Raw genomic sequence first — 22,535 nt, forward strand, 5'->3', positions numbered from 1 at the left:
CTTAGTGTAAACTGTTTTTATTGAGTGGGTAAAGTGTGTCGTTGATTATACAAAATTTATCGAATACGTATTGCAAAACACCCACTGGTAGTGTTTACTTAAGAGGTTACTGTATAAACATACAGAGCCAATAATAGGTGAAAGAGTTGCTTTATTTTTGAGCATTTTACTCGTATTGCTGATGTACAAGGAAATCAATTATGTTTCATGTGGTGCCGTCCAATAAACAAGAGATACTGACCCAAGTATTGATTTCGTTTATTCAGGATGATTATCAACAAGGCATTCGCGGTGTTTTTGAACCCACTACGATAGTAGTGGAAAGCCAAGGCATGCAACATTATTTGAATATGGAAATTGCCAAAAAGACAGGTTTGTCTATGAATATTGACTTCCCTTTAGTGTCGCGTGAAATCTATAGTATTTGTCGTTCGATATTAGGCGATAAAGTGCCTCAAGATTCACCATTTAAGCGTGAATATTTGGTTTGGAATATTTTTACGATATTACAAGATCCCGGTTTTATTAGTGATCCTCGTGCGGCTTATGCCAATGCGTATTGGCAAGAGCAGCCAGAACCTCTTTTGCAATGTTTTCGCTTAGCCAAGCAATTGGCCGATGTGTATGAACAGTACCTCATTTATCGCGAGGATTGGTTAACCGCATGGGAACAAGGCAATCTAAAGGGATTAAATGATACTCTCGAACCTTGGCAGCAGCTCATTTGGGAACAATTAGTTGCGATTCATCCTGACCATCCGGCAGCATTACGCGCCGCGGCGATATCCCAACTTGCGACGCATCAGGCTAAGCTACCTAAATCCATTACTATCTTTGCTGTGAATACGTTATCACCGACACAAATTGAATTTTTTAGTGCGGTGGCGCAATACATTGATGTGTATTTGTTTTTCTTAAATCCTTGTAGTCAATATTGGGGGGATGTGGTTAGTGATAAAGTGCTATTACGTGAACGTTTATCGAAAGGCATAGACGAACTAAAGGCTGAAGATATATCACATCCCATTTTAGCGAATTTGGGTCAACAAGGAAGGGGATTATTCAACCAGTTACAAGATATTAATTACCCGGATATGACCGACAGTCAGTTATTTATTGCACCCACTGCAGATGATGCACCGAGTCTCTTAAAACAAGTTCAGGCAGACATCGCTAGTGCACATGTTACGCCGGTGACACTTCATCCGGAGGATATTGATGCGTCCATTCAAATTCACAGTGGCTTTAGTGCTATTCGAGAAGTACAAACACTACACGATGAATTACTGCGAATATTAACCGCCGATCCTGATCTACAGCCTCATGATATTTTGGTGATGTGTCCGTCGGTAGAAGAATATGCGCCATTTGTAAACAGTATCTTTAGACCCAGTTATAAACCGGCTCAAACGGATTCTCCTCAGTTAGTGTGTTCGATAGCAGATCGAGCTCCACTGAACTCTGAACCAACAGTCATGATGTTTTTAGATATGTTGTCATTACCAGATAGTCGTTTTTCGGTGACCAAAATCATTGATTATCTGCGGATCCCTAGTGTCCAAAAAAATCTCAATTTGACGGAAGATGAATTAACCTTGTGTATTAACTGGTTATCTATGTCACAGATTAAGTGGGGGTTGAATCAAGCCCATAAAGCGTCTTGGTTGGATAACGAAGCAGTGACTGAGCATTACACATGGGAGTGGGGATTAAGTCGATTAGCATTAGGTTGTTTACATAGTGAAATGCAAGAACATCATGATGAGTTTGCGTATGTGGATGCAGTTGAAGGCCTAAATAGCCGGATTTTAGGCAAACTCTTAGTTCTGGTAAATCGTCTTTCGACCTTTCGAGCACAATTGAACGGGGATAAATCGATTCAAGAATGGGAACGTCTCTTACAGGAAATGAGTCAGTCGTTGTTTGGAGAAACGTCGACTCAGTTGCGAGCTCAACAGATGATTGAGCAAACGATCAGTCAATTCAGTAAGCAAGTACAAACGGCTGGTTATGAGTCGCCCATCGGGTTGGCGCTTGTACGAGAAAGTTTGTCGGATAAATTTAGTACGCCCGATGCATTGAATCAATTTTTGACAGGCCAAGTGACGTTTAGCTCAATGGTGCCGATGCGAAGTGTGCCGTTTAAGATGATCTGTATTCTCGGTCTCAATGATGGTGCTTTTCCGCGCATAGCCTTACCTAATAGTATCGACTTAATTGCACAAAGTGAAAAGCAACGTGGTGACAGGTCACGACGCAATGAAGATCGATATTTATTTTTAGAAGCCTTAATATCAGCCCGCGATTATTTATACCTAAGCTACCAAGGCCAGAGTGCGAAAGATAATCAAACCATTGAACCGAGTTTGGTTATCCAAGAGTTACTCCATTATTTAGATCAAAAATTCATCCTTGCAGATCCTCAGAACGAAAAGCCTGAGAAATTTTCTGAACGTATTGTACGACGCGCGCCATTGCAGCCATTTAGTCCCACATTGTTCGCATCGAATGAACATGATTTTGAACAAAAGGGATCGTTTGACCAAGGGTGGTTAGCATTAGCTAAAAGTGGTGTGTTACCTGCCAAAACTTCAACTATTACAGTACCAGATGATATTTATCTTGATCATAACGATATGACAGCGCTCTTTATCAATCCACTCAAGCTGCATGTCAATAAACAATATGATGTGGTGCTAGATGAATACATTAATGTGATGGATGATGTTGAACCGTTTTCATTAGACGGTTTATCGAAAGATAAACTCCTCGTACAAGCATTGAATACAGCATCTGCGACGATAGATTATGATAATGCTAACGACATGGGATTAGATTTTGTAAAGCCTTTAGTGAACACCGGAGATGTCTCGCAATGGATGCTAAAGAGTCAGCAAATGTCTTTATATGATGGATTACACAGGACGATAGCAGAAAGTTTAGCTCAACAGCCCGTCACTACTGCTCGTCATAATCAAGTGGTGAAATGGCAATTTGAGCATTTTCAGTTTCATGTTAATGCATTATTTGCCATTGATGATGAATACCATAGTCATACGTTTTTACATAAGGTGATGACTAAATCTCGACTATTTGAGCTAAAGTTGTCGCTATTGATGACCCATTGTTTGAAATTGATGTGTTTTGGGACGACCGGAGATACCTCTATACGGTATCTAAATAGCCGGGAACGAACAACCGCAGGTCAAAAATCAGTGTGTCTTGAAGTTAATACGCTGCATATTCCATATGATTTTATGACGCCAGAACAGGCTGATATAGTGCTCAAGCTATTTTCAGCGCAGTATATCCAAGCATTGCGTGAACCGCATTTTATTCACTTAGATGTGTATCAAAATTTAGAGAGTATACGGCGGCAATATGACAAAGATGTAGTGAGTAATTTTAAGCAAATACCTCACATTGAGTATTTATTGGATGATTATGGTGAACAACGTGAAGATAAATTTTCTTCTTATGCATGGAATGTTAATACCTACTGTAAATGGCTATTTCCGCATGGTTTTTCACATCAAGATATCGCATTAACTAACATCGATGAGTGGTATTTTCATCCGATCATTCAAGTGGTCTTATCCGGTGATTTTTCACCACTTGACCCGAGTGTGGGAGTCTCTTTATGAAGCAAGATGCTGTTGTTTTTTCGCCATTAAACGTCATAACACTCACACTCGCACAACGGCATTTAATTGAAGCTAGTGCAGGAACCGGTAAGACATTTAATATTACTCGAATTGCCGTAAAAGTATTACTCGTCAAGCAAATATCGATTACTCAATTACTCATTGTGACATTCACTAAAGCCGCGACACAAGAGCTCAAAGCAAGAATAGCAGCGACGTTACAAGAGTTTTTGACCATGCTAGACCAGCCGCAAGAGCAATGGGATCCCTTGCTTAGAGATCTGATTATCGACAATGCAGTGGTCACGCCCGACAAAGCGCGTTTGATTCTACGCCAAGCTATTTTAGAAATGGATGAAGCAGCAATATTCACTATTAATAGTTTTTGTGGACGAATGTTAACCCAATCGTCCTTTTTGACTCATCGCCCTTTTGAACAAACCATTATTGATGATAGCCAATCGATTTATATTACTGCGATACATGATCAATTTTTAGCACTCCAAAATAAGGTTGCATATCGCGAAGCGTTATCTGCATTCGGGGTCGAGACGCCAGAAGATTTCTTCGCCACCTATCACAATGTCTTACTAAATAATCTACCCGTTGAATATCCAAATGAAACGAACATCGATGAATTAATTCAGCAGTCTTTCCAACCGATTTTTTCGTCATTAAAGGTGTTGCGTAGTGAGTGCTGTTTGATCTTATCTCAGTATATTAATGAGATTAAGACACTGTATGAGACTAACTATGCCAAAGTATCAATGGATGTCGATATTGTCTTAAGATGGTTGGACGCCGATGTGTATTTTGATGACGAAGGTTTCGTTAAATCTTTTTTTCACGGCATTAGAATTAGAGGCTATGCCAAGCATTTTGACACGGCGAATAAAGCACACTATTTAACGGTATTACAAGCTTTTAATGAGAGTTGGAAACAAGCAGAAAAAATCAAAAAGAAGATCGCAGAGGTGCAACATAAACTACCTCACTATAGTCTTATTGCGACATTGCTCAATGATATTAAAACACAAGCCAGTAACGATAAACAGCGCCAGGGTGTATTAGACCACTCCGATACCATCCATTTGTTATATCAAGAGATAATGTCAGGCAACGAGCAACTTATTGCGTATATTCGTCAGCAATATCCCATCGCGTTGATTGATGAATTCCAGGATACAGATGCTGAGCAATACTCGATTTTTCATCAGGTATATCCACCCAAAAATAAGGAACTGATGTTGCTAATGATTGGTGATCCTAAGCAAGCTATTTATGGATTTAGAGGTGGCGATGTATTTACTTATCTTAATGCCGTTAAAGATGCATGTTTTCATTGGAGTATGGATACCAACTACCGTTCAACGCCGTCGGTGATTAATGGTTACAACACATTATTCTATGGGTTAGATATCACCCAATCTAAGTTATCAAGCATGACCTCATGGGCCACATCGCTGTCAGATGCCCCTAATACAGAGCCTCCAGTGCCAGAAAAAGAGTTATTTGATTATCATATTCAATATAACTGGATTTTAGCCACATCATTAGCCAAAGCGAATAATACGCCTTTAAAAGATGAATGCTCAGATGCAGGGACGCATTTCTTTCATTATCAAATGCAAGAAGGAAATGAGTTACAACCCGCCATGTTAGATAAAATCTCGGCACAAATCTTAATGTCGAAATGGGTTGCCAATGAAATTCAACGTTTACTGACTAGCGTGACGCTAGGTGATCGCCTGGTTCAACCTGCTGATATTGCTATTTTAGTGAATAAACGTGCCCAAGGTGATTTGATTAAACGTGTATTTGCACAATGTGGTTTAAATAGTGTGATTTTAAGTAATCGCAATTCGATATTCACGTCTCAACAAGCGACTAATTTATATCGATTTTTACATGGGTTATTAAATTTCAACCAAGAGCGGCCTTTCAAAACCATGCTCGCGACAGATTTAATGGGATGTCAGCCTGAGGATCTTTATGCACTAGATAGCCGACCTGACGACATTGAACAGTACAAGCTCGCTGCACATCAGTTACTCCATAAATGGCAGGATGAGGGTATTTTGGTGATGCTGACTCATGTATTGAAAACCCGATTTACGCTTTATGGTGATTGTTTAGACGCTGAACGGATCATGACTAATTACATGCAGCTAGCTGATTTGTTAAATGAGTTTGAGAGAACTAATCCGTTACCGAGTATGACCGCATCTTTTTTGTATGAAAAATTAGCGGCAGGTAATGAGGCTGATGAATATTATCAACGATTAGAATCAGACAGTGAATTAATTAAAATTGTCACGATCCATGGCTCAAAAGGCTTAGAATATCCGATTGTGTTTGTGCCATTTGATAGCTTTGGAAATCGAGATTTAATTAACTCAAAAGCTAAATTCACCACGTTTTATGATACAAATGCACAAGAAAAACGTCATTTTCTTGCGCGTCTTCCCGTAAAAGATGCGATTCAGATCGAACAAGCGCAACGAGAGGCCTTACGTTTATTGTATGTGGCGATTACGCGGGCTGCACATCGATGTTATTTAGGTTACCAATCGATTCACTATGCCGACAACACGGCCATACACCATATGTTGGCGAAAGTCGCAGATACCCATGATTACAGTGTCATTGAATACATGGAGGCACTTGCAGGGGCTGATAGTTCTCTATTTGCCAGTCATACAATACCAGATAATTTGCATCTATCGATGTACTCTAAGTTATCTAATCAACCTGATCTCAAGGCGTTAACCTATACAGGGCCAACCCAATCTCAATGGCGTATATATTCATATTCCAGTATTGTCAATCGTACTAAAGAGATTGATTTGAACGCCAAAACACATAGTGATGATCACGCTAAATCTGATCGTTCTAGCGATAAACAGGACGATACTCTACCGCTACGTTTCACTCTGACTAAGGGGGCTAATGCAGGTCAGTTATTGCATAATGTGTTAGAACATAGCGATTTTACAGAAGCTTTAGATAACACCCTTATTGAACAGGAGTGCCTAAAATTTTTACCTGATCATCAAAATGACATTGACGCCATTGCCAGTTGGTTAGATGAAGTGCTAAGTACACCCATTTACCACGCTCACAGCGACAGTAATTTTATGTTGAAACAGCTACCTAAAGCTAACACGTTAAGAGAGCCACAATTCTATTTCCCTCTAGGAGACACATCGATAGCCTCATTAGGAAAATTGTTACAACATCATCGGGATGAGAATACGCTGCCGAACCTTGCCACAGATATGTTAGAAGGCATGATGCAAGGGTTTATTGATTTGATTTTCGAAGTCAATGGCCAATATTTTGTGTGTGATTATAAATCAACGCATTTAGGAAACGGTTTTGAGGGCTATACCCCAGATGCATTATTGGCGGATATTCAATCAAAACAATATGATCTACAGTACTTGATTTATGTGTGGGTATTACATCTTCACCTTTCGTTAGTCTTACCTGATTATGAACCCAGTCGCCATTTAGGGGGTGTATATTACTTATATCTTCGAGGCATGAGTCCTCAAGCACCTGCTCATAGTGGTATTTACTTTAAGCCAATCAGCATGACCGATTTACAGTATTTAGCACAGACATTTCCATCGCTGATGACAGATGGGCAGGGGGAGTTATGAGTTCATTTACCCAATTAATCCAACGTTGTCATGCTGAACCTCATGATAAATTATTAGTGGCGACACAATTATCCGCTTACTATAAACCTAATGTGGCTAATGAAGCCTATGAAGATATTGAAGCGTTTTATCGGGTTAATCCGCACATCATTACACATCAATTTGTGGCGATGTTGTTGCTTCAGCAAGCGCAATGTGCAGGGAACAGTTATATTGATTTAACTAGTCTCGTCAATAATCAGTTTTTTGAAAAGATGGATAGTGATAATCCAACTCAGTATGCAACTGAAAATGGGCAATCATTGACGGGGGCTCAATGCACCTCATATGAAGAAATTGAGATGAGTATCCAAGCGTTAATTGCTCATCCCATACATGGTCAGCTTCTCGTCATCGATAAGCAACGTTTATTTTCTAGAAAGGTTTACGAATATGAGCAGTTTATTTCTCAACAGATATCACAGAAAATTACGACCTCAAATGAGCGACTCAACCCCAATGTTAAGACTGTGTTTGAACAGCTCTACCCCAGTCCAATTAAGAACATTTGGCAAGCGATAGCGAGCGTCACGGCATTAAATCAATCGTTTTTTATTATTAACGGGGGACCTGGTACAGGTAAAACGTATACGGTGATCCGAACCTTATTATTGCACTTGGCGCAAGCGGATAAACGACTGAATTTTGCACTGTGTGCTCCTACAGGTAAAGCTGCCCAAAGAATGAGTGAATCAATCGTCAATGAAGTTCAACATCTAAGTCGTCAAGGTATTGCACCTGAACTGTTGGCTAATATACCCACTACCGCTTCCACTGTGCATCGATTACTTGGGTTAGGATATCATCGCAATTATGCTAAATATCATCAGGGTAATCCATTGCCTCATGACGTGTTAGTCATTGATGAAGCTTCCATGTTAGATACTCGCCTGATGTTTCGAATACTCAGTGCGGTAAAGCCTTCCACTCGGATATTATTGATTGGTGATACGGCACAGTTACCTTCTGTTGAGTCAGGTAATATTTTAAAAGATGTCATGCCCGTACACGTGAATCAATTTTCCTCCACTATGATGCAATGGGTAGAGTCAGTAAGTTCTGAATTAAGCTCACAATACCTGACATCATGCGCCGAGATCCCCGGTGAGAATAGTCAATGGAATGATTATGCGGCCACTTTACTCACTAATATGCGCTCGACTCATCATGTCAATGAGCTTGCGAATGCGATTTATCAAAATAACGTCAACGGAGCAATTACTGCGCTAGATAACGTAATCACACGCTGGTCGACTTCATCACCAAAATTATCTAACCTCGCGTCTTCAACATTATTATATCGCCCTGATGAAGTTGATGAACAGCAAGTGAAACAAAACTTTAATGCATTAATCAAAACTATGAGCGATGCCTATTTTAAGCCTTTGTTAAGTATGTTGGAACCAACTGACGCTTTAGCATTACTGCGACAATTTCGGATCCTGTCACCCATTCGACACTCGGCTATGGGGATTGAAGGGATTAATAAAGCTATAGATCAGTTGTTGGATCCATCCACTAATAAAAGTGCAGATTCAGATCGTCATCTATATCACGGTAAGGCGATACTGATCACTCAAAATGATATGCAATTAGGGATTTATAACGGCGACTCTGGTGTGATCCTACGTAACGAAGCACAACAGTTGACTGCGTATATCGATAGAGGTGACCAAGCCCCTCTGGCGATTTCACCTTACCGGATCGCAAAGTTTCAATCTGCTTATGCCATGACTATTCATAAAACTCAAGGCAGTGAATTTGACCAAGTGCTAATTGTCTTACCTTCAGGACTAATACATCCTATGAGTAAAGAATTGTTGTATACCGGTATTACTCGCGCTAAACAATATGTGGCAGTCACAGGGGCTGCTCCCGATTTTGTCAAAGCGATTTATACTACTCATGCACGCCATACGAATATAGTGATTGAACCCAATAAACCTTGTCTAACTCAAATAACAGATGAAAAGCGGGTTTGATCTTTTTTATATTGATCAAATAATTGTGCGATAACTCTGACCAAAGGTTTGTGTTGGGTTGAAATTGAATATTGCTGCTGGTGCTTTGTGACGATACCTAAGCTGCTATAAAATGCCAGTGAGTCAATTTCATGAGCAAAATATTTATCAGCATCAATACTCCAACGCTGGCTGATGGCGGCTAAATTAATCGTGTAGTTACACATCAATTGATTGATGAGATCCCCTCGAATAAGATCGTCTTGAGTCAGTTGACGTCCTTTATGTCGTAAACTTTCGGTGGTCACTTGTTGGTAATATCGTTTCAAATCTACTGCATTTTGTGCACGTATGTGACTGATATTGGAGATTGCACTCACCCCAAGTCCGAGTATCTGATCGTTTTGATCACAGGTGTAGCCTTGAAAATTTCTCGACAAAACACCTTTATTTGCTGCAACAGCAAGCGAATCATTAGGCTTAGCAAAATGATCCATCCCTATAGCTTGATAGCCCATAGACTGTAGTGTTTGAGCAATATGAGATGTCATTTGCTGTTTTAATTCTGGCGCAGGCATATTATGTTTCGAAAACTTTCTCTGGGCAGCGAATCGTTCTGGCAAGTGTGCATAGTTAAATACGGATATACGGTCTACATTAAATTGCGCTAAGGCACTTAATGTGTGTTGAATAGTCGTTAAGTTTTGTTCAGGTAAACCGACGATAATATCTAAATTAATAGACGAAAAACCAGCGTGATAGGCATCGGCTATACATGCTTGAATATGGGATGATGATTGCACTCTATTAATGGTCGTTTGTACGATAGGATCAACATCCTGTACCCCTAAGCTCATACGTGTGAATCCCAGCTTAGCTAAATGCTGAATGTAAGGGGGGGTTAAATTTCGAGGATCACACTCGATACTCATTTGACATTCACTTGCCAAGTTAAAATGTGAAGTCAGTAAGTGCATCAGTTTAGTATGCTGCTCAATCGATAAAAAACTAGGACTGCCGCCACCATAATGAATATGACTGATAGTAATTTCAGGATTATGCTGTGCTATTTGCGCGATTTCTAACCCTAAATAATGCAAGTACTCATCTGCTTTACTATTGTCACGAGTCACTCGTTTATTACAGCCACAGTAATAACAAAGCGAATGGCAAAATGGTATGTGTATATACAATGAGATAGGCGTCGAAAGGTTCGCTATATTCGCTAATAGAGGCGTATTATAGTCATCAACTGAAAATTCCAAAGCAGTCGGGTAAGATGTATATCTAGGGACATTGCGTTGGTATAAATACGCAATATGTTCCGCTGGTGTTAATTCATAGGTCTGTTTCAGTAGATTCATAACGTGACATTCACTCATTGTCCATGCTGACTGAGTAACATGGGTGCGATAAAAACACTATAATAATCAAAACAATAGTTTGGATATTGATGTAGAACAAATAATCTCTTAGTGATGATCAAGTATTCAGCAACAAAAGTTAGTTTTTACGCCAATTATCCATACACTAGTTAATCACTATCATGGAGACAACAATGCAAAAAATCACCTTAGTCAGACATGGACAGGCTTCATATGGCACAGATAATTATGATCAGCTGAGTCCGTTAGGTCATGAACAAGCACAGATACTGGGTCGTTATTTTCACCAAATAGGCACTCAATTTGATGCCGTCTACACAGGGAACATGGTGCGTCATCATGAAACGGCACAGCAAATACTGGCTAATATGCCGAATCAGACTAAAGCATTCACACAATTAGCGCATTTTAATGAGTTTGATTTCGAAGCGGTGATCACATCATATTTATCCTATGCTAATACAAGTATGCCGAGTAGCAGTGCGCCGCGAGCAGAGTTCTATCGGTTATTAAAAAATGCGATGATAGCTTGGTCACGTGAGCAGCTTTTAGGGTTGCCAGAGACTTGGCAAGAATTTCAACAACGTGTTGTCGATGGTATGACTCACATTACTCAACAATCTTCAGATGCAAAGCATATTTTAATCGCCACTTCCGGTGGTGCGATAGCGATGCTTAAAGGATATACGCTGGAGTTGAGTGTCGATAAATTAATCGACACTAACTTACAAATCAGAAATGCGAGTTATCATCAATACTTAGTGTCATCTTCACAAATATTTGAAACGAGTTTTAATCAAATTCCCCATCTGGAGCTTGAAGGTAACACAACCCTTTTTACTTACTCATAAATACAAAAAGAACGAGGTAAAATCATGAACACAACTAATAACAGTGTATCGCTTCCAACTATGATGAATGCAGTGGTGTGTGATGAATTTGGGCCGGTGGAAAATCTGCTGGTCAAATCGTTAGCGGTACCGACGCCTAATGCTGATGAAGTACTGATTCAAGTCCATGCCGCAGGTGTGAATTTTCCGGATAGTTTGTTGGTGCAGGGCTTATATCAAATGAAACCTGAAAGGCCTTTTATCCCTGGCAATGAAGTGGCAGGGATCATTGTTGCAGTGGGAAAAAATGTTAATCACTTAAGTGTGGGCATGCGTGTGATTGGTTTAAGTATGTTAGGAGGGTTTGCACAATATGTTACGTGTAAAATGACGCATGTCATGCCATTACCTGAGGCGATTGAGTTTGATCAAGCGGCAGGTCTGATAACGGCTCATGCAACGGCTCATCATGCATTAGTGCAACGTGCACAAATCCAACCCGGTGAAACAATCCTGGTCACAGGCGCTGCAGGTGGAACGGGGATTGCTGCAGTACAGATAGCTAAGAAATTAGGCGCTACCGTCATCGCAGCATGTTCGACACCCGAAAAATTAGATTTTGCGGTAAATCAAGGTGCTGATTATACGATTAATTACACTGAACAAAACATCAAAGAAGAAGTCAATCGAATCACGCATAAGCGAGGTGTGGATGTGGTGTACGAATGTGTTGGTGGAGATATTTTTAATCAATGCAGTAAATCTATGGCCTGGAATGGACGACTATTAGTCGTGGGTTTTGCCGGTGGTGTAATCCCACAATTTCCTGTGAATTTAGCCCTGGTGAAAGGGTATTCAGTTGTGGGCGTATTCTGGGGTTCTTTTACTATGCATGAGCCTAAGGTGTTTCAACAAAACATGAAAGAGTTGTTTGGTTGGTTAATCAATGGCAATGTGACGGTGCATGTCGATAAACATTATGCACTAGCAGATACCAGCGCAGCGTTGAATGATTTGAACCATAGAAAAGCAAAAGGGAAACTCATCGTCATCCCGTAATTATCAAAACTAATAGGCAATCATAAAACCAATAAAGTGTTAAAAACTGCATCTCTCACCTAATATCCATTAACTAAATTATAACAATACTATCTACCAAAAGAGAGTAGTCCAGATGCAAAATTATCAAGCACCTAAAAAAGATACTTTATTTGTCATGAATGATGTATTTGATTTTGAATCACACTATCAACGACTTGGGTTTAACGATGCCACCCCAGATTTAGTGGATGCAATTTATGAAGAAGCGGCAAAGTTCGCAGAAAATGTATTAGCACCGATTAATGCCGTGGGTGATACTGAAGGTTGTCATTGGGATGATGGTGTTGTTACGACGCCAAGCGGTTTCAAAGAAGCTTATGCACAATATGTAGAAGGTGGCTGGCCGTCGATGGCACATCCTGAGCAATATGGTGGTCAAGCGTTACCTTATTCATTAGCGTCAGCGATGGCCGAATGGTTTTCTGGTGCGAATCATTCATGGGCGATGTACCCTGGTTTATCGCAAGGGTGCATTGATACCTTAAAGGCACATGGGACAGAACAACAAAAAGAGATGTTTTTACATCATCTTGTCGCGGGCACGTGGACCGGTACTATGTGCTTAACTGAACCACATTGTGGTTCTGATTTAGGGATGCTTAAATGTAAGGCGGAGCCAAATGAAGATGGTTCTTATCGCATCTCGGGTACCAAAATATTCATCTCTGCGGGTGAGCATGATATGTCTGAAAATATTGTGCATATTGTACTGGCTCGATTACCTGACGCGCCTGCAGGAACAAAGGGTATCTCTTTATTTATCGTACCTAAATATCATGTTGATGAGCAAGGTAATAAGGGTGAAAGAAATACAGTTAAGTGTGGTTCCATTGAACACAAGATGGGCATTAAAGGCAGCGCAACATGTGTAATGAATTTTGATGAGGCACGCGGTATTTTAATCGGTGCACCTAATCGTGGATTAAATTGCATGTTCACCTTTATGAATATTGCCCGAATTGGTACAGGATTAGAGGGGCTATCCGCATCAGAGGCGTCTTTTCAAGGTGCATTAGCGTATGCTCAAGACCGATTACAGTTTCGTTCAATGACTGGCAAAAAGAATGCAGACGGTCCTGCTGATCCTATCATTGTCCATCCGGATGTGCGTCGCATGCTCTTAACACAAAAAGCCTTTGCCGAAGGAAATCGAGCACTAGCCATTTATTGTATGCAATTAGTAGATGAAACATTGTACGGTACTGACGCAGATGCAAAGCAGCTGGCTGATGCAAAGTTATCTATGCTCACTCCGATCGTAAAAGCATTTTTAACGGAAACGGCATTAGAAACCACCTCTCATGGTATGCAGGTTTATGGTGGGCATGGTTACATCGCAGAGTGGGGCATGGAACAATTGGCCCGTGATACACGTATCTGTACGATGTATGAAGGCACAACTGGGATCCAAGCGATTGATTTACTTGCGCGTAAAATCATGGGGTCAAATGGTGAATTACTGAAAGTGATGCAGACTGAAATATTAACGTATTGTGCGAGTATTCGTGAGCATCAACAATTTAATGTGATGGCAAACGCAATTCAATCACATTGTGATGAATGGGCACAGCTAACGGGTGAAATCGGCTTATCGGCACAACAGAATCCAAATGAGTTAGGTGCAGCTGCGGTTGATTATCTGATGTATTCTGGATACGTAATCGTAGGTTATATGTGGCTGAAAATGGCGGTAGTGGCGCAACAAAAAATCGATGCTGGTGAAGGTAATAAAGATTTTTATGAAGCAAAACTAATGACGGCACAATTCTATTTCGACCGATTATTAACTCGGACACGTAGTTTAGTATCATCGATCAGAACGGGTTCTGATAATTTGATGAACATGCCTGAAGCCTTATTTAAAGTATAAGCACGTTAAACAACGTAATCATAAAAAAGCCCATCTAATATAGGTTATATAGATGGGCTTTTTTGTACTGAAAATTTAGTTGGATTGGTAGACTTTTGATACTTCCATAATTTGTTCGCGCATCCAGCGATGGGCGTGATCTTCATCCATTGATACATGCCAATACAAAAAATACTCCATTTTTGGCATTTCAATCGGCATTTCATACATGGCTAAATCATAATGTTTAGCTAAGTGATAGGGTAAACACGCCACCATATCGGTTTTGACTAACGCACTGGGCACCGTTAAAAAATGCTGTGAATGGAATTTCACTTTACGTTTATGGCCCAAATTATCCAACGCAACGTCAATAACACTAGAGCCATCTTGACGGTAAGCAACATTAATATGATCCATTGATAAGAAAGTGTCTAAATCACAACCTTGTTTTAACAATGGATGATTTTTCCTTGCCATGACCACATAACGGTCTGTCGCGATACAGGTTTTGTGTAGATGTGGGTCAGTGAATGTTGATGCATCAGCGAAGAAATCAAGATTGCCATTGGCCATTTCTGCCACTACTTTAGAGCGAGATATTTCAAAATTGGCTAAGGTAATATTCGGTGAGCCATTTTCTAAATGTGCTAATAAACGTGGCAATATACTCACTTCGAGTAAATCACGACTGGCAAAATTGAACTGTTTTTCGGCAACTTGAGGATCAAAAACATGACTCGCTTGGACACTTTTACGAAGCAATTCCAAAGCAGCCCGTGCAGGGACAATAATGTTCTGTGCGACGGGGGTCGGGGTCATAGTATGACCCGTTCTGACAAATAATGGGTCGTTGAGCATATCGCGCAGACGTGCTAACGAGTTACTGACCGCAGGCTGGGTGATGCAAAGTACATCTGCTGCTTTAGTCAAACTACCTGCAGTATATATAGCATCAAAGACGGCAAATAGATTTAAATCGATTCTATGTAGGTTCATAATAATTACGCTTATTAGTTTTGTTTATGTTATACGCTTTTTATTATTATTTAGATTAATAGATGAGCGTAAATATGTCTACTCATTAACATAAAAAAACACAAATCTTTACAATGCTATCTATGCATTTAAGTAAGAATGGTTTTATGTGATCTAAATCCATTTAATATGCTATTAATCAGTAACAATATTAAGTAGTACATAATATGGCCGAGAAACTTACCTCCACACAGATCCAAGCAGCATTACTAGAATTAAATACTTCATTGCCCCCTGAGGAACAATGGATACTTAATGGGAACCGCTTATATAAAACATTTACATTCAATTCGTTTATTCGTGCCTTTGGCTGGATGTCACAAATGGCGATTTGGGCTGAGAAAATGAATCATCATCCTGAGTGGTCAAATACTTATAACAAAGTAGCGGTGAATTTAATAACCCATGATGTAGGCGGGATCAGTGAATTGGACATAAAACTAGCAAATAAGATGGAAATGTTTAAGTAATTGATGGTTTAATCATCACTCAAATAAAACTTACCATTTATTGTGAATTAAGGGTTGCGTCATAATCTGTGCTATGTATAATACGCACCACTTGAGAGGGGAAGCACAGCAAACCTCACAAACCAGTTTCAAGCGCGGGATGGAGCAGTCTGGTAGCTCGTCGGGCTCATAACCCGAAGGTCGTAGGTTCAAATCCTGCTCCCGCAACCACTTGAATGCTTAGTATATAGCATTCAGATATATAGTGGACTAGGGTCCAAAAATTTGTAAAAAGCCCCTGCTTGTAAGGGGCTTTTTTCGTTTATGCGGTATCAAAATGGGCTTTATGCCCTTTTTTCATTTATGGAGTCGTGTTTTGTCACAACTTGAAAAAAAATTGACAGAGATGCTTACCCCAGCAGCAGAGTCACTTGGCTTTGAAATGGTCGGTGTGGAGTTTGTTCGAGCGGGTAAACATTCAATTTTACGCGTTTTTATCGATCATCCTGACGGTATTAGTGTAGATCATTGTGCAGATGTCTCTCAGCAAGCCAGTGCAATATTGGATGTAGAAGATCCGATAAACACTGAATATAATTTAGAAGTATCATCACCGGGTATGGACCGTCCTCTATTTAAAACCGCTCATTATGAAGCGATAGTTGGGGAAATGGTCGCTGTGCGTTTACGCATGCCGATGAATGAACGTCGTAATTTTAAAGGCACTTTATTATCTTGTGAAAACGATAACATAGTGGTTGAAGTTGATGGTCAGTCTTATACACTGGCTATTATGAATATAGAAAAAGGTAATCTTGTCCCGGTCTTTGACTAGGTTCATCAAATTAGGAAGAGAGTATCATGAGTAAAGAGATCTTATTAGTTGCCGAAGCGGTTTCAAATGAAAAACAAGTACCCAAAGAAAAAATCTTTGAAGCACTCGAGTTCGCATTATCTACAGCCACTAAAAAGAAAAATGAAGGTGAGATAGAAGTGCGTGTTGCCATTGACCGAGCTACTGGTGATTTTGATACTTTTCGTCAGTGGTTAGTTATCCCTGATGACCAAGTACAAGAAAACCCTTATGCTGAGATGACTATCTCTGCAGCACAGATTGATGAGCCAGAAATTCAGATTGGTGATTTTGTTGAAGAGCAAATTGAATCAATTAAATTTGACCGTATTACGACACAAACTGCAAAACAAGTGATTTTCCAGAAAGTGCGTGAAGCAGAACGTGCACAAATGATCGCTGAATATGAAGATCGTGTGGGTGAACTGGTTACCGGTACGGTCAAAAAAGTGAATCGCGATAACGTTATTATCGATTTAGGCAATAACGCTGAAGGTGTTATTTATCGTGATGACATGTTACCGCGTGAAAATTTCCGCCCAGGTGATCGTGTACGTGGTTTATTGTACGTAATCCGTCCTGAAGCACGTGGTGCACAATTATTTATTTCTCGTACTCACCCAGATATGATTGTTGAATTATTCCGTCTTGAAGTACCTGAAATTGCAGAAGAAACCTTAGAAATTAAATCAGCAGCACGTGATCCTGGTTCTCGTGCAAAAATTGCTGTGAAAACCAATGACAAACGCCTTGACCCCGTCGGTGCGTGTGTCGGTATGCGTGGTTCACGTGTACAAGCTGTATCATCTGAATTAGGTGGCGAACGTGTTGATATCGTCTTATGGGATGAAGAAGCACCACAGTTCGTTATCAATGCAATGGCACCAGCTGAAGTGGCAAGTATCGTTGCAGATGAAGATACTATGACGATGGACGTGGCTGTTGAGCCTGATAACCTGGCACAAGCTATTGGTAAATCAGGTCAAAATGTACGTTTAGCTAGCCAGTTAACTGGCTGGGAATTAAATGTCATGACGATTGAAGACCTAGAAAAGAAACAACAAGACGAAAGTGCACAAATCATTGATGTATTTGTTACTGGGTTAGATATTGATGAAGAATTTGCGGGCGTGTTAGCGAGTGAAGGGTTTACTTCACTTGAAGAAATCGCTTATGTTCCGGTAAGTGAATTATTAGAAATTGAAGGATTAGATGAAGATATCATTGAAGAGTTACGTAACCGTGCTCGTGCATATCTGACCACTAAAGCGTTGGCCGACGAAGAATCGTTAGAGCCAAAAGAAGAGTTATTAAATCTTGCTGGCATGACGAATGAAATAGCCGTCGCGTTAGCTAAACAAGGCGTAACTGATTTAGAAGAGTTAGCCGAACAAGGTACCGATGAGATTTGTGATATTGAAGGACTTGATGAAAAAAGCGCAGGCGACTTTATTATGGCTGCACGTAATATTAAGTGGTTCAACGAAGAGTAATAACGGTCAACAAAAAGGAGAGGACAATGTCTGAAGTTTCCATAGAAAAACTCGCGGGTGACATAGGCACCAACGTTGATCGCTTAGTTCAACAATTTAATGATGCTGGCTTAACTAAAAAAGCAGGTGATAACGTCACTGAGGCAGAGAAAAAGCAATTACTAGATCATCTTGCTAAAGCGCATGGTAGTGATGCTAATATCGCGCCCAAAAAGATGACACTGACGCGTAAAACTACCAGTACATTATCAGTAGGCAAATCTAAAAATGTCAAAGTAGAAGTTCGTAAGAAACGTACTTTTGTGAAGCGTAGTCCTGAAGATGAAGCAAAATTAGCAGCGGAAGAAGCTGCACGTCAGGCAGCTGAGCAAGCGAAATTAGAAGCGGAACAAAAAGCGGCTGAAGAAGCACGTAAAGCAGCTGAGAATAAAGCAAAAGAAGCAGCTGAAGCACGTAAGAAAGCAGAAGCTGAACAAATCGCTCGCGCTGAAAAAGCGAAGCGAGAAGCAGAAGAGCGTAAGAAGAACGAACCACAAATGACTGCTGAAGAAAAAGCAGCACAAGAAGCGTCTCGCGCTGAAGCTGAAAAACTGCGTAAACAGCAAGAAGAAGAAACACAGCGTAAACTTGAAGAAGATGCAAAAAAAGCAGCAGAAGAAGCTCGCAAACTTGCAGAAGAAAACGAGCGTCGTTGGAAAGAAGAAGAAGAACGTCGTAAAGCTCAAGAAGCTGAAGAAGTTCACGTTCACTCTAACCGTTATGCACAAGAAGCTGAAGATCTTGATGACTTGAAAGTAGAACGTGGTTCACGTCGTCGTAAGAAGAAAAAAGCCGGTGAAAACCTGAAACAAGGTTTCAACAAGCCAGCTGCACCTGTTGAACGTATCGTGAAGTTAGGCGAAACAATCACTGTGGGTGAGTTAGCCAGTAAATTAGCGATTAAAGCCAACGAAGTCATTAAAACGATGATGAAGATGGGTGAAATGGCAACCATTAACCAAGTGTTAGACCAAGATACAGCGGTATTAGTCGTTGAAGAAATGGGTCATAAATATGAGTTAGTGAATGATAATGCATTAGAAGATGAATTGATCGCTGATGCAACGGGCGGTGATAAAGCGCCTCGTGCACCAGTAGTTACTATCATGGGTCACGTTGACCATGGTAAAACGTCATTACTTGATTACATTCGTCGCGCTAAAGTGGCTGACGGTGAAGCGGGTGGTATTACCCAGCACATTGGTGCTTATTCAGTTGAAACGGATAACGGTAAAATCACCTTCTTAGATACCCCTGGACACGCGGCGTTTACTGCCATGCGTGCCCGTGGTGCAACCGCAACTGATATTGTTATCTTAGTCGTTGCAGCCGATGATGGTGTCATGCCACAAACTAAAGAAGCGGTTCAGCATGCGAAAGCTGCCGGTGTGCCTTTGATTGTGGCTGTAAACAAGATGGACAAAGAAGCAGCTGATCCAGACAGAGTTAAAACTGAGTTATCACAACTTGAAGTTATCTCTGAAGAGTGGGGCGGTGAGCATCAGTTCGTCAGCGTTTCGGCGAAGACGGGCTTGGGGATTGACGAGTTATTAGAAGCCATTAATCTACAAGCTGAAGTATTAGATTACCAGGCCGTACCAACAGGTCCTGGTCGTGGTATTGTTATCGAATCTCGTCTAGATAAAGGACGAGGCCCAGTCGCTTCGGTATTGATCCAAGAAGGTCAATTAAAAGCGGGTGACATTTTATTATGTGGTCTTGAATACGGTCGTGTTCGTGCGATGCGTGATGAGAATGGCCAAGAAGTTAAACTTGCAGGTCCTTCTACTCCGGTTGAAGTATTAGGTCTATCGGGTGTACCGATTGCAGGTGAAGATGCACTTGTCGTTAACGATGAGCGTAAAGCGCGTGAAGTAGCGTCTAAGCGTTCGATTAAACAGCGTGAATTGAAATTAGCAAAACAACAGAAAGCGAAATTGGAAAACATGTTTGCGAACATGGAAGCCGGTGATGTATCTGAACTTAATGTGGTATTAAAAGCCGACGTTCAAGGTTCAGTAGAAGCGATTTCTGAGTCATTAGTTAAACTATCGACTGATGAAGTAAAAGTGAATATTGTTGGTTCTGGTGTTGGTGGTATCACCGAGACTGATGCATCCTTAGCGGCCGCATCGAGTGCGATTGTTGTTGGCTTTAATGTACGTGCTGATGCAACTGCGCGTCGTATGATTGAAGCGGAAGAAATTGATTTACGTTATTACTCAGTTATCTATAATCTGATTGATGAAGTGAAAGCAGCGATGAGCGGTATGCTTGCTCCTGAGTTCAAACAACAAATCATTGGTTTAGCTGAAGTACGTGATGTATTCAAATCACCGAAGATTGGTGCGATTGCCGGTTGTATGGTTACTGAAGGTGTCATTAAACGCAGTAACCCAATTCGTGTCCTACGTGAAAACGTGGTTATCTACGAAGGTGAGCTTGAGTCACTACGTCGCTTTAAAGATGATGTTCAAGACGTCAAAAAAGGTATCGAATGTGGTATCGGCGTGAAGAACTACAATGATGTTAAAGTCGGTGACCAAATCGAAGTATTTGAGATTGTCGAAGTATCACGCGAGTTATAATGCGTGACGGGTACAATTTAAATAAACGGGGGCGCTAGCCTCCGTTTTTGTTTTATTTGATTAAGTGTTGTGTCCTGAATCACAACCGAATGAAGGAATTTAATATGGCTCGTGAATTTTCGCGTACCGATAGAGTCTCGCAACAAGTACATAAAGAAATTGCGAGCATTCTGAATCAAGAATTTAAACACCAAGCACCTGAGTTGTGTATGGTGACAGTGTCTGGTGTGGAAATCTCTCGTGATTTAGCTCACGCTAAAGTCTATGTCACATTTTTAGAGATGGACGAAGAGAAAGTTAAAGCATCCATGGCACTGCTAGAAGAAGGTAAAGGGTTTGTGCGCGGTTTGTTATCTCGTCGCGTGCGAATGCGTAATACTCCAGCATTAAAATTCATCCAAGATCGTTCTATTACTGAAGGCATGCGTATTTCTAATATTGTGTCTCAAGTAACGCGTGATGAAGAAGCAAAGCGTGGCGATAGTCCAGCGGATACGGATGCTGCGGACACCACTGATTCACCCAAAAACGACGACTAGTTCATGGGGCGTCGTCGTAAAGGCCGTGCAATTAACGGTGTATTTTTATTAGATAAACCTCTAGGTGAGTCGTCCAATAATGTCCTGCAAAAAGTACGCGCGATGTATGGTGCTGCGAAAGCAGGGCACACAGGTGCCCTTGATCCGCTTGCCAGTGGTATGTTGCCTATTTGTTTAGGTGAAGCAACTAAGTTTTCTCAATTTTTACTCGATGCAGATAAGACGTATGAAGTGACTGCCACATTAGGTATTCGTACGACGACATCTGATGCCGATGGCGAAGTCGTATCGACCCTACCTGTGACCAGTACAGAAGATGACATACGTGCAGCATGTTTAAGTTTTGTAGGTGCATCTAAACAAATTCCATCCATGTTTTCAGCGCTTAAACATGAAGGTAAGCCGCTATACTGGTATGCCCGCCAGGGGATAGAAATTGACCGTCCGGCCCGAGATATCACTATTTTTGCGTTAGATATTTTACGTATTGAAGGCGTAGAACTGGATATGCGCGTGCATTGTTCAAAAGGCACTTATATTCGTTCATTGGTGGATGATATTGGTCAAGTGTTAGGCTGTGGCGCCTATGTCAGTCGTTTACATCGTTCTCAAGTAGCTGGGTATCCAAGTGATAAAATGATGAGCTTAGATGCATTACAAACCTTAGTGGATACTCACCGCATTGATAAAGGCAGTGAACATCATCCCTATATTGACCCGTTACTATTACCCATGGATATTCCACTTTATGCTTTAGGCTCAACAGTTGCTACTGATGCGCAGATTAATGGCGTTAAAGTGGGAATGCCGTTTATCCCTGCTAAAATGACCCCTGCACAGGTGGACGAAACGGTGGTAGATGTCAAGGCGATGGCGTTATCCAAAGACGGTTTTGAACAAGTCAAAGTCTATGATGAGAGCGGTAATATCTATGCTGTGGCGGAATTAAAAGACGATGGTTATTTGCATCCCAAACGAGTTGTCGTTTATTCCGAGTGAGATGCTTGCATTACCTAAAGTTTACCGTATAATATGCGACTCTTCGATACAGCTGAATTAGTG

Annotated in this window: 14 protein-coding genes and 1 tRNA gene; 13 read left to right on the forward strand and 2 right to left on the reverse strand. The window is 40.8% G+C overall.

The features are described 5' to 3' along the window. Nucleotides 1-200: 200 nt before the first annotated feature. The 3 genes from recC to recD are packed head-to-tail and all read left to right on the forward strand — an operon-like array spanning nt 201 to nt 9,330. A complete protein-coding gene (gene recC, locus G2999_RS12145; protein ID WP_010180231.1) occupies nt 201-3,644 on the forward strand; it encodes an exodeoxyribonuclease V subunit gamma in 3,444 nt (1,147 codons plus the stop codon). Further along, nucleotides 3,641-7,309 (forward strand): UvrD-helicase domain-containing protein, encoded by a 3,669-nt coding sequence (locus tag G2999_RS07275; RefSeq protein WP_010180233.1) that lies wholly within the window; start codon nt 3,641-3,643, stop codon nt 7,307-7,309. Before recC ends, G2999_RS07275 begins: the two co-directional genes overlap by 4 nt. Further along, entirely contained in the window at nt 7,306-9,330 is a 2,025-nt protein-coding gene (gene recD, locus G2999_RS07280; RefSeq protein WP_010180235.1) for an exodeoxyribonuclease V subunit alpha, read from the forward strand. Before G2999_RS07275 ends, recD begins: the two co-directional genes overlap by 4 nt. Here the strand turns inward: recD and hemN are convergent. Beyond that, nucleotides 9,303-10,673 carry an oxygen-independent coproporphyrinogen III oxidase gene (gene hemN / locus G2999_RS07285; protein WP_010180237.1) on the reverse strand — a complete coding sequence of 457 codons (1,371 nt, stop codon included), beginning with the start codon at nt 10,671-10,673 and terminating at the stop codon, nt 9,303-9,305. The genes recD and hemN overlap by 28 nt on opposite strands. A 194-nt stretch (nt 10,674-10,867) precedes the next feature. On the opposite strand from hemN, the gene G2999_RS07290 reads away from it, so the two are divergent. The 3 genes from G2999_RS07290 (at nt 10,868) to G2999_RS07300 (ending at nt 14,495) form a co-directional block, all read left to right on the forward strand. After that, nucleotides 10,868-11,545 carry a histidine phosphatase family protein gene (locus tag G2999_RS07290; RefSeq protein WP_010180239.1) on the forward strand — a complete coding sequence of 226 codons (678 nt, stop codon included), beginning with the start codon at nt 10,868-10,870 and terminating at the stop codon, nt 11,543-11,545. 63 nt (nt 11,546-11,608) lie between these two features. Then, nucleotides 11,609-12,583 carry an NADPH:quinone oxidoreductase family protein gene (locus G2999_RS07295; RefSeq protein WP_029257447.1) on the forward strand — a complete coding sequence of 325 codons (975 nt, stop codon included), beginning with the start codon at nt 11,609-11,611 and terminating at the stop codon, nt 12,581-12,583. A gap of 115 nt (nt 12,584-12,698) precedes the next feature. Beyond that, on the forward strand, nt 12,699-14,495 hold the full coding sequence (locus G2999_RS07300; protein WP_010180243.1) for an acyl-CoA dehydrogenase C-terminal domain-containing protein: 1,797 nt from the start codon (nt 12,699-12,701) through the stop codon (nt 14,493-14,495). 75 nt (nt 14,496-14,570) lie between these two features. On the opposite strand, the gene G2999_RS07305 is transcribed toward G2999_RS07300, so the two are convergent. After that, nucleotides 14,571-15,473 (reverse strand): LysR family transcriptional regulator, encoded by a 903-nt coding sequence (locus G2999_RS07305; RefSeq protein WP_010180244.1) that lies wholly within the window; start codon nt 15,471-15,473, stop codon nt 14,571-14,573. A gap of 206 nt (nt 15,474-15,679) precedes the next feature. Here G2999_RS07305 and G2999_RS07310 point away from each other — a divergent pair, with 206 nt between their 5' ends. The 7 genes from G2999_RS07310 (at nt 15,680) to truB (ending at nt 22,472) form a co-directional block, all read left to right on the forward strand. Further along, nucleotides 15,680-15,982: a 4a-hydroxytetrahydrobiopterin dehydratase gene (locus G2999_RS07310; protein ID WP_010180246.1), complete on the forward strand. Its 303-nt coding sequence runs from the start codon at nt 15,680-15,682 to the stop codon at nt 15,980-15,982. Nucleotides 15,983-16,115: 133 nt separating this feature from the next. Continuing rightward, nucleotides 16,116-16,192 (forward strand) — tRNA-Met (locus G2999_RS07315). A gap of 145 nt (nt 16,193-16,337) precedes the next feature. After that, complete coding sequence (gene rimP, locus G2999_RS07320) at nt 16,338-16,796, forward strand: ribosome maturation factor RimP (protein ID WP_029257448.1); 459 nt, start codon at nt 16,338-16,340, stop codon at nt 16,794-16,796. 26 nt (nt 16,797-16,822) lie between these two features. Continuing rightward, nucleotides 16,823-18,307 carry a transcription termination factor NusA gene (gene nusA, locus G2999_RS07325; protein WP_010180250.1) on the forward strand — a complete coding sequence of 495 codons (1,485 nt, stop codon included), beginning with the start codon at nt 16,823-16,825 and terminating at the stop codon, nt 18,305-18,307. 26 nt (nt 18,308-18,333) lie between these two features. Then, on the forward strand, nt 18,334-20,934 hold the full coding sequence (infB, locus tag G2999_RS07330) for a translation initiation factor IF-2 (RefSeq protein ID WP_010180252.1): 2,601 nt from the start codon (nt 18,334-18,336) through the stop codon (nt 20,932-20,934). Between the two features lie 104 nt (nt 20,935-21,038). Continuing rightward, a complete protein-coding gene (rbfA, locus tag G2999_RS07335; RefSeq protein ID WP_010180254.1) occupies nt 21,039-21,473 on the forward strand; it encodes a 30S ribosome-binding factor RbfA in 435 nt (144 codons plus the stop codon). Between the two features lie 3 nt (nt 21,474-21,476). Next, entirely contained in the window at nt 21,477-22,472 is a 996-nt protein-coding gene (gene truB, locus G2999_RS07340) for a tRNA pseudouridine(55) synthase TruB (protein WP_010180255.1), read from the forward strand. Nucleotides 22,473-22,535 lie beyond the last annotated feature (63 nt).

The organism is Glaciecola sp. HTCC2999 (assembly GCF_000155775.1).
Taxonomy (GTDB): domain Bacteria; phylum Pseudomonadota; class Gammaproteobacteria; order Enterobacterales; family Alteromonadaceae; genus Opacimonas.

Bases quoted from the DNA above. Each gene is read 5' to 3' on its own strand.
- nusA (WP_010180250.1), top strand. From the start codon at position 16,823: ATGAGTAAAGAGATCTTATTAGTTGCCGAAGCGGTTTCAAATGAAAAA.
- G2999_RS07275 (WP_010180233.1), top strand. From the start codon at position 3,641: ATGAAGCAAGATGCTGTTGTTTTTTCGCCATTAAACGTCATAACACTC.
- truB (WP_010180255.1), top strand. From the start codon at position 21,477: ATGGGGCGTCGTCGTAAAGGCCGTGCAATTAACGGTGTATTTTTATTA.
- G2999_RS07310 (WP_010180246.1), top strand. From the start codon at position 15,680: ATGGCCGAGAAACTTACCTCCACACAGATCCAAGCAGCATTACTAGAA.
- G2999_RS07305 (WP_010180244.1), bottom strand. From the start codon at position 15,473: ATGAACCTACATAGAATCGATTTAAATCTATTTGCCGTCTTTGATGCT.
- infB (WP_010180252.1), top strand. From the start codon at position 18,334: ATGTCTGAAGTTTCCATAGAAAAACTCGCGGGTGACATAGGCACCAAC.
- G2999_RS07290 (WP_010180239.1), top strand. From the start codon at position 10,868: ATGCAAAAAATCACCTTAGTCAGACATGGACAGGCTTCATATGGCACA.
- hemN (WP_010180237.1), bottom strand. From the start codon at position 10,673: ATGAATCTACTGAAACAGACCTATGAATTAACACCAGCGGAACATATT.
- G2999_RS07295 (WP_029257447.1), top strand. From the start codon at position 11,609: ATGAATGCAGTGGTGTGTGATGAATTTGGGCCGGTGGAAAATCTGCTG.
- recD (WP_010180235.1), top strand. From the start codon at position 7,306: ATGAGTTCATTTACCCAATTAATCCAACGTTGTCATGCTGAACCTCAT.
- recC (WP_010180231.1), top strand. From the start codon at position 201: ATGTTTCATGTGGTGCCGTCCAATAAACAAGAGATACTGACCCAAGTA.
- G2999_RS07300 (WP_010180243.1), top strand. From the start codon at position 12,699: ATGCAAAATTATCAAGCACCTAAAAAAGATACTTTATTTGTCATGAAT.
- rbfA (WP_010180254.1), top strand. From the start codon at position 21,039: ATGGCTCGTGAATTTTCGCGTACCGATAGAGTCTCGCAACAAGTACAT.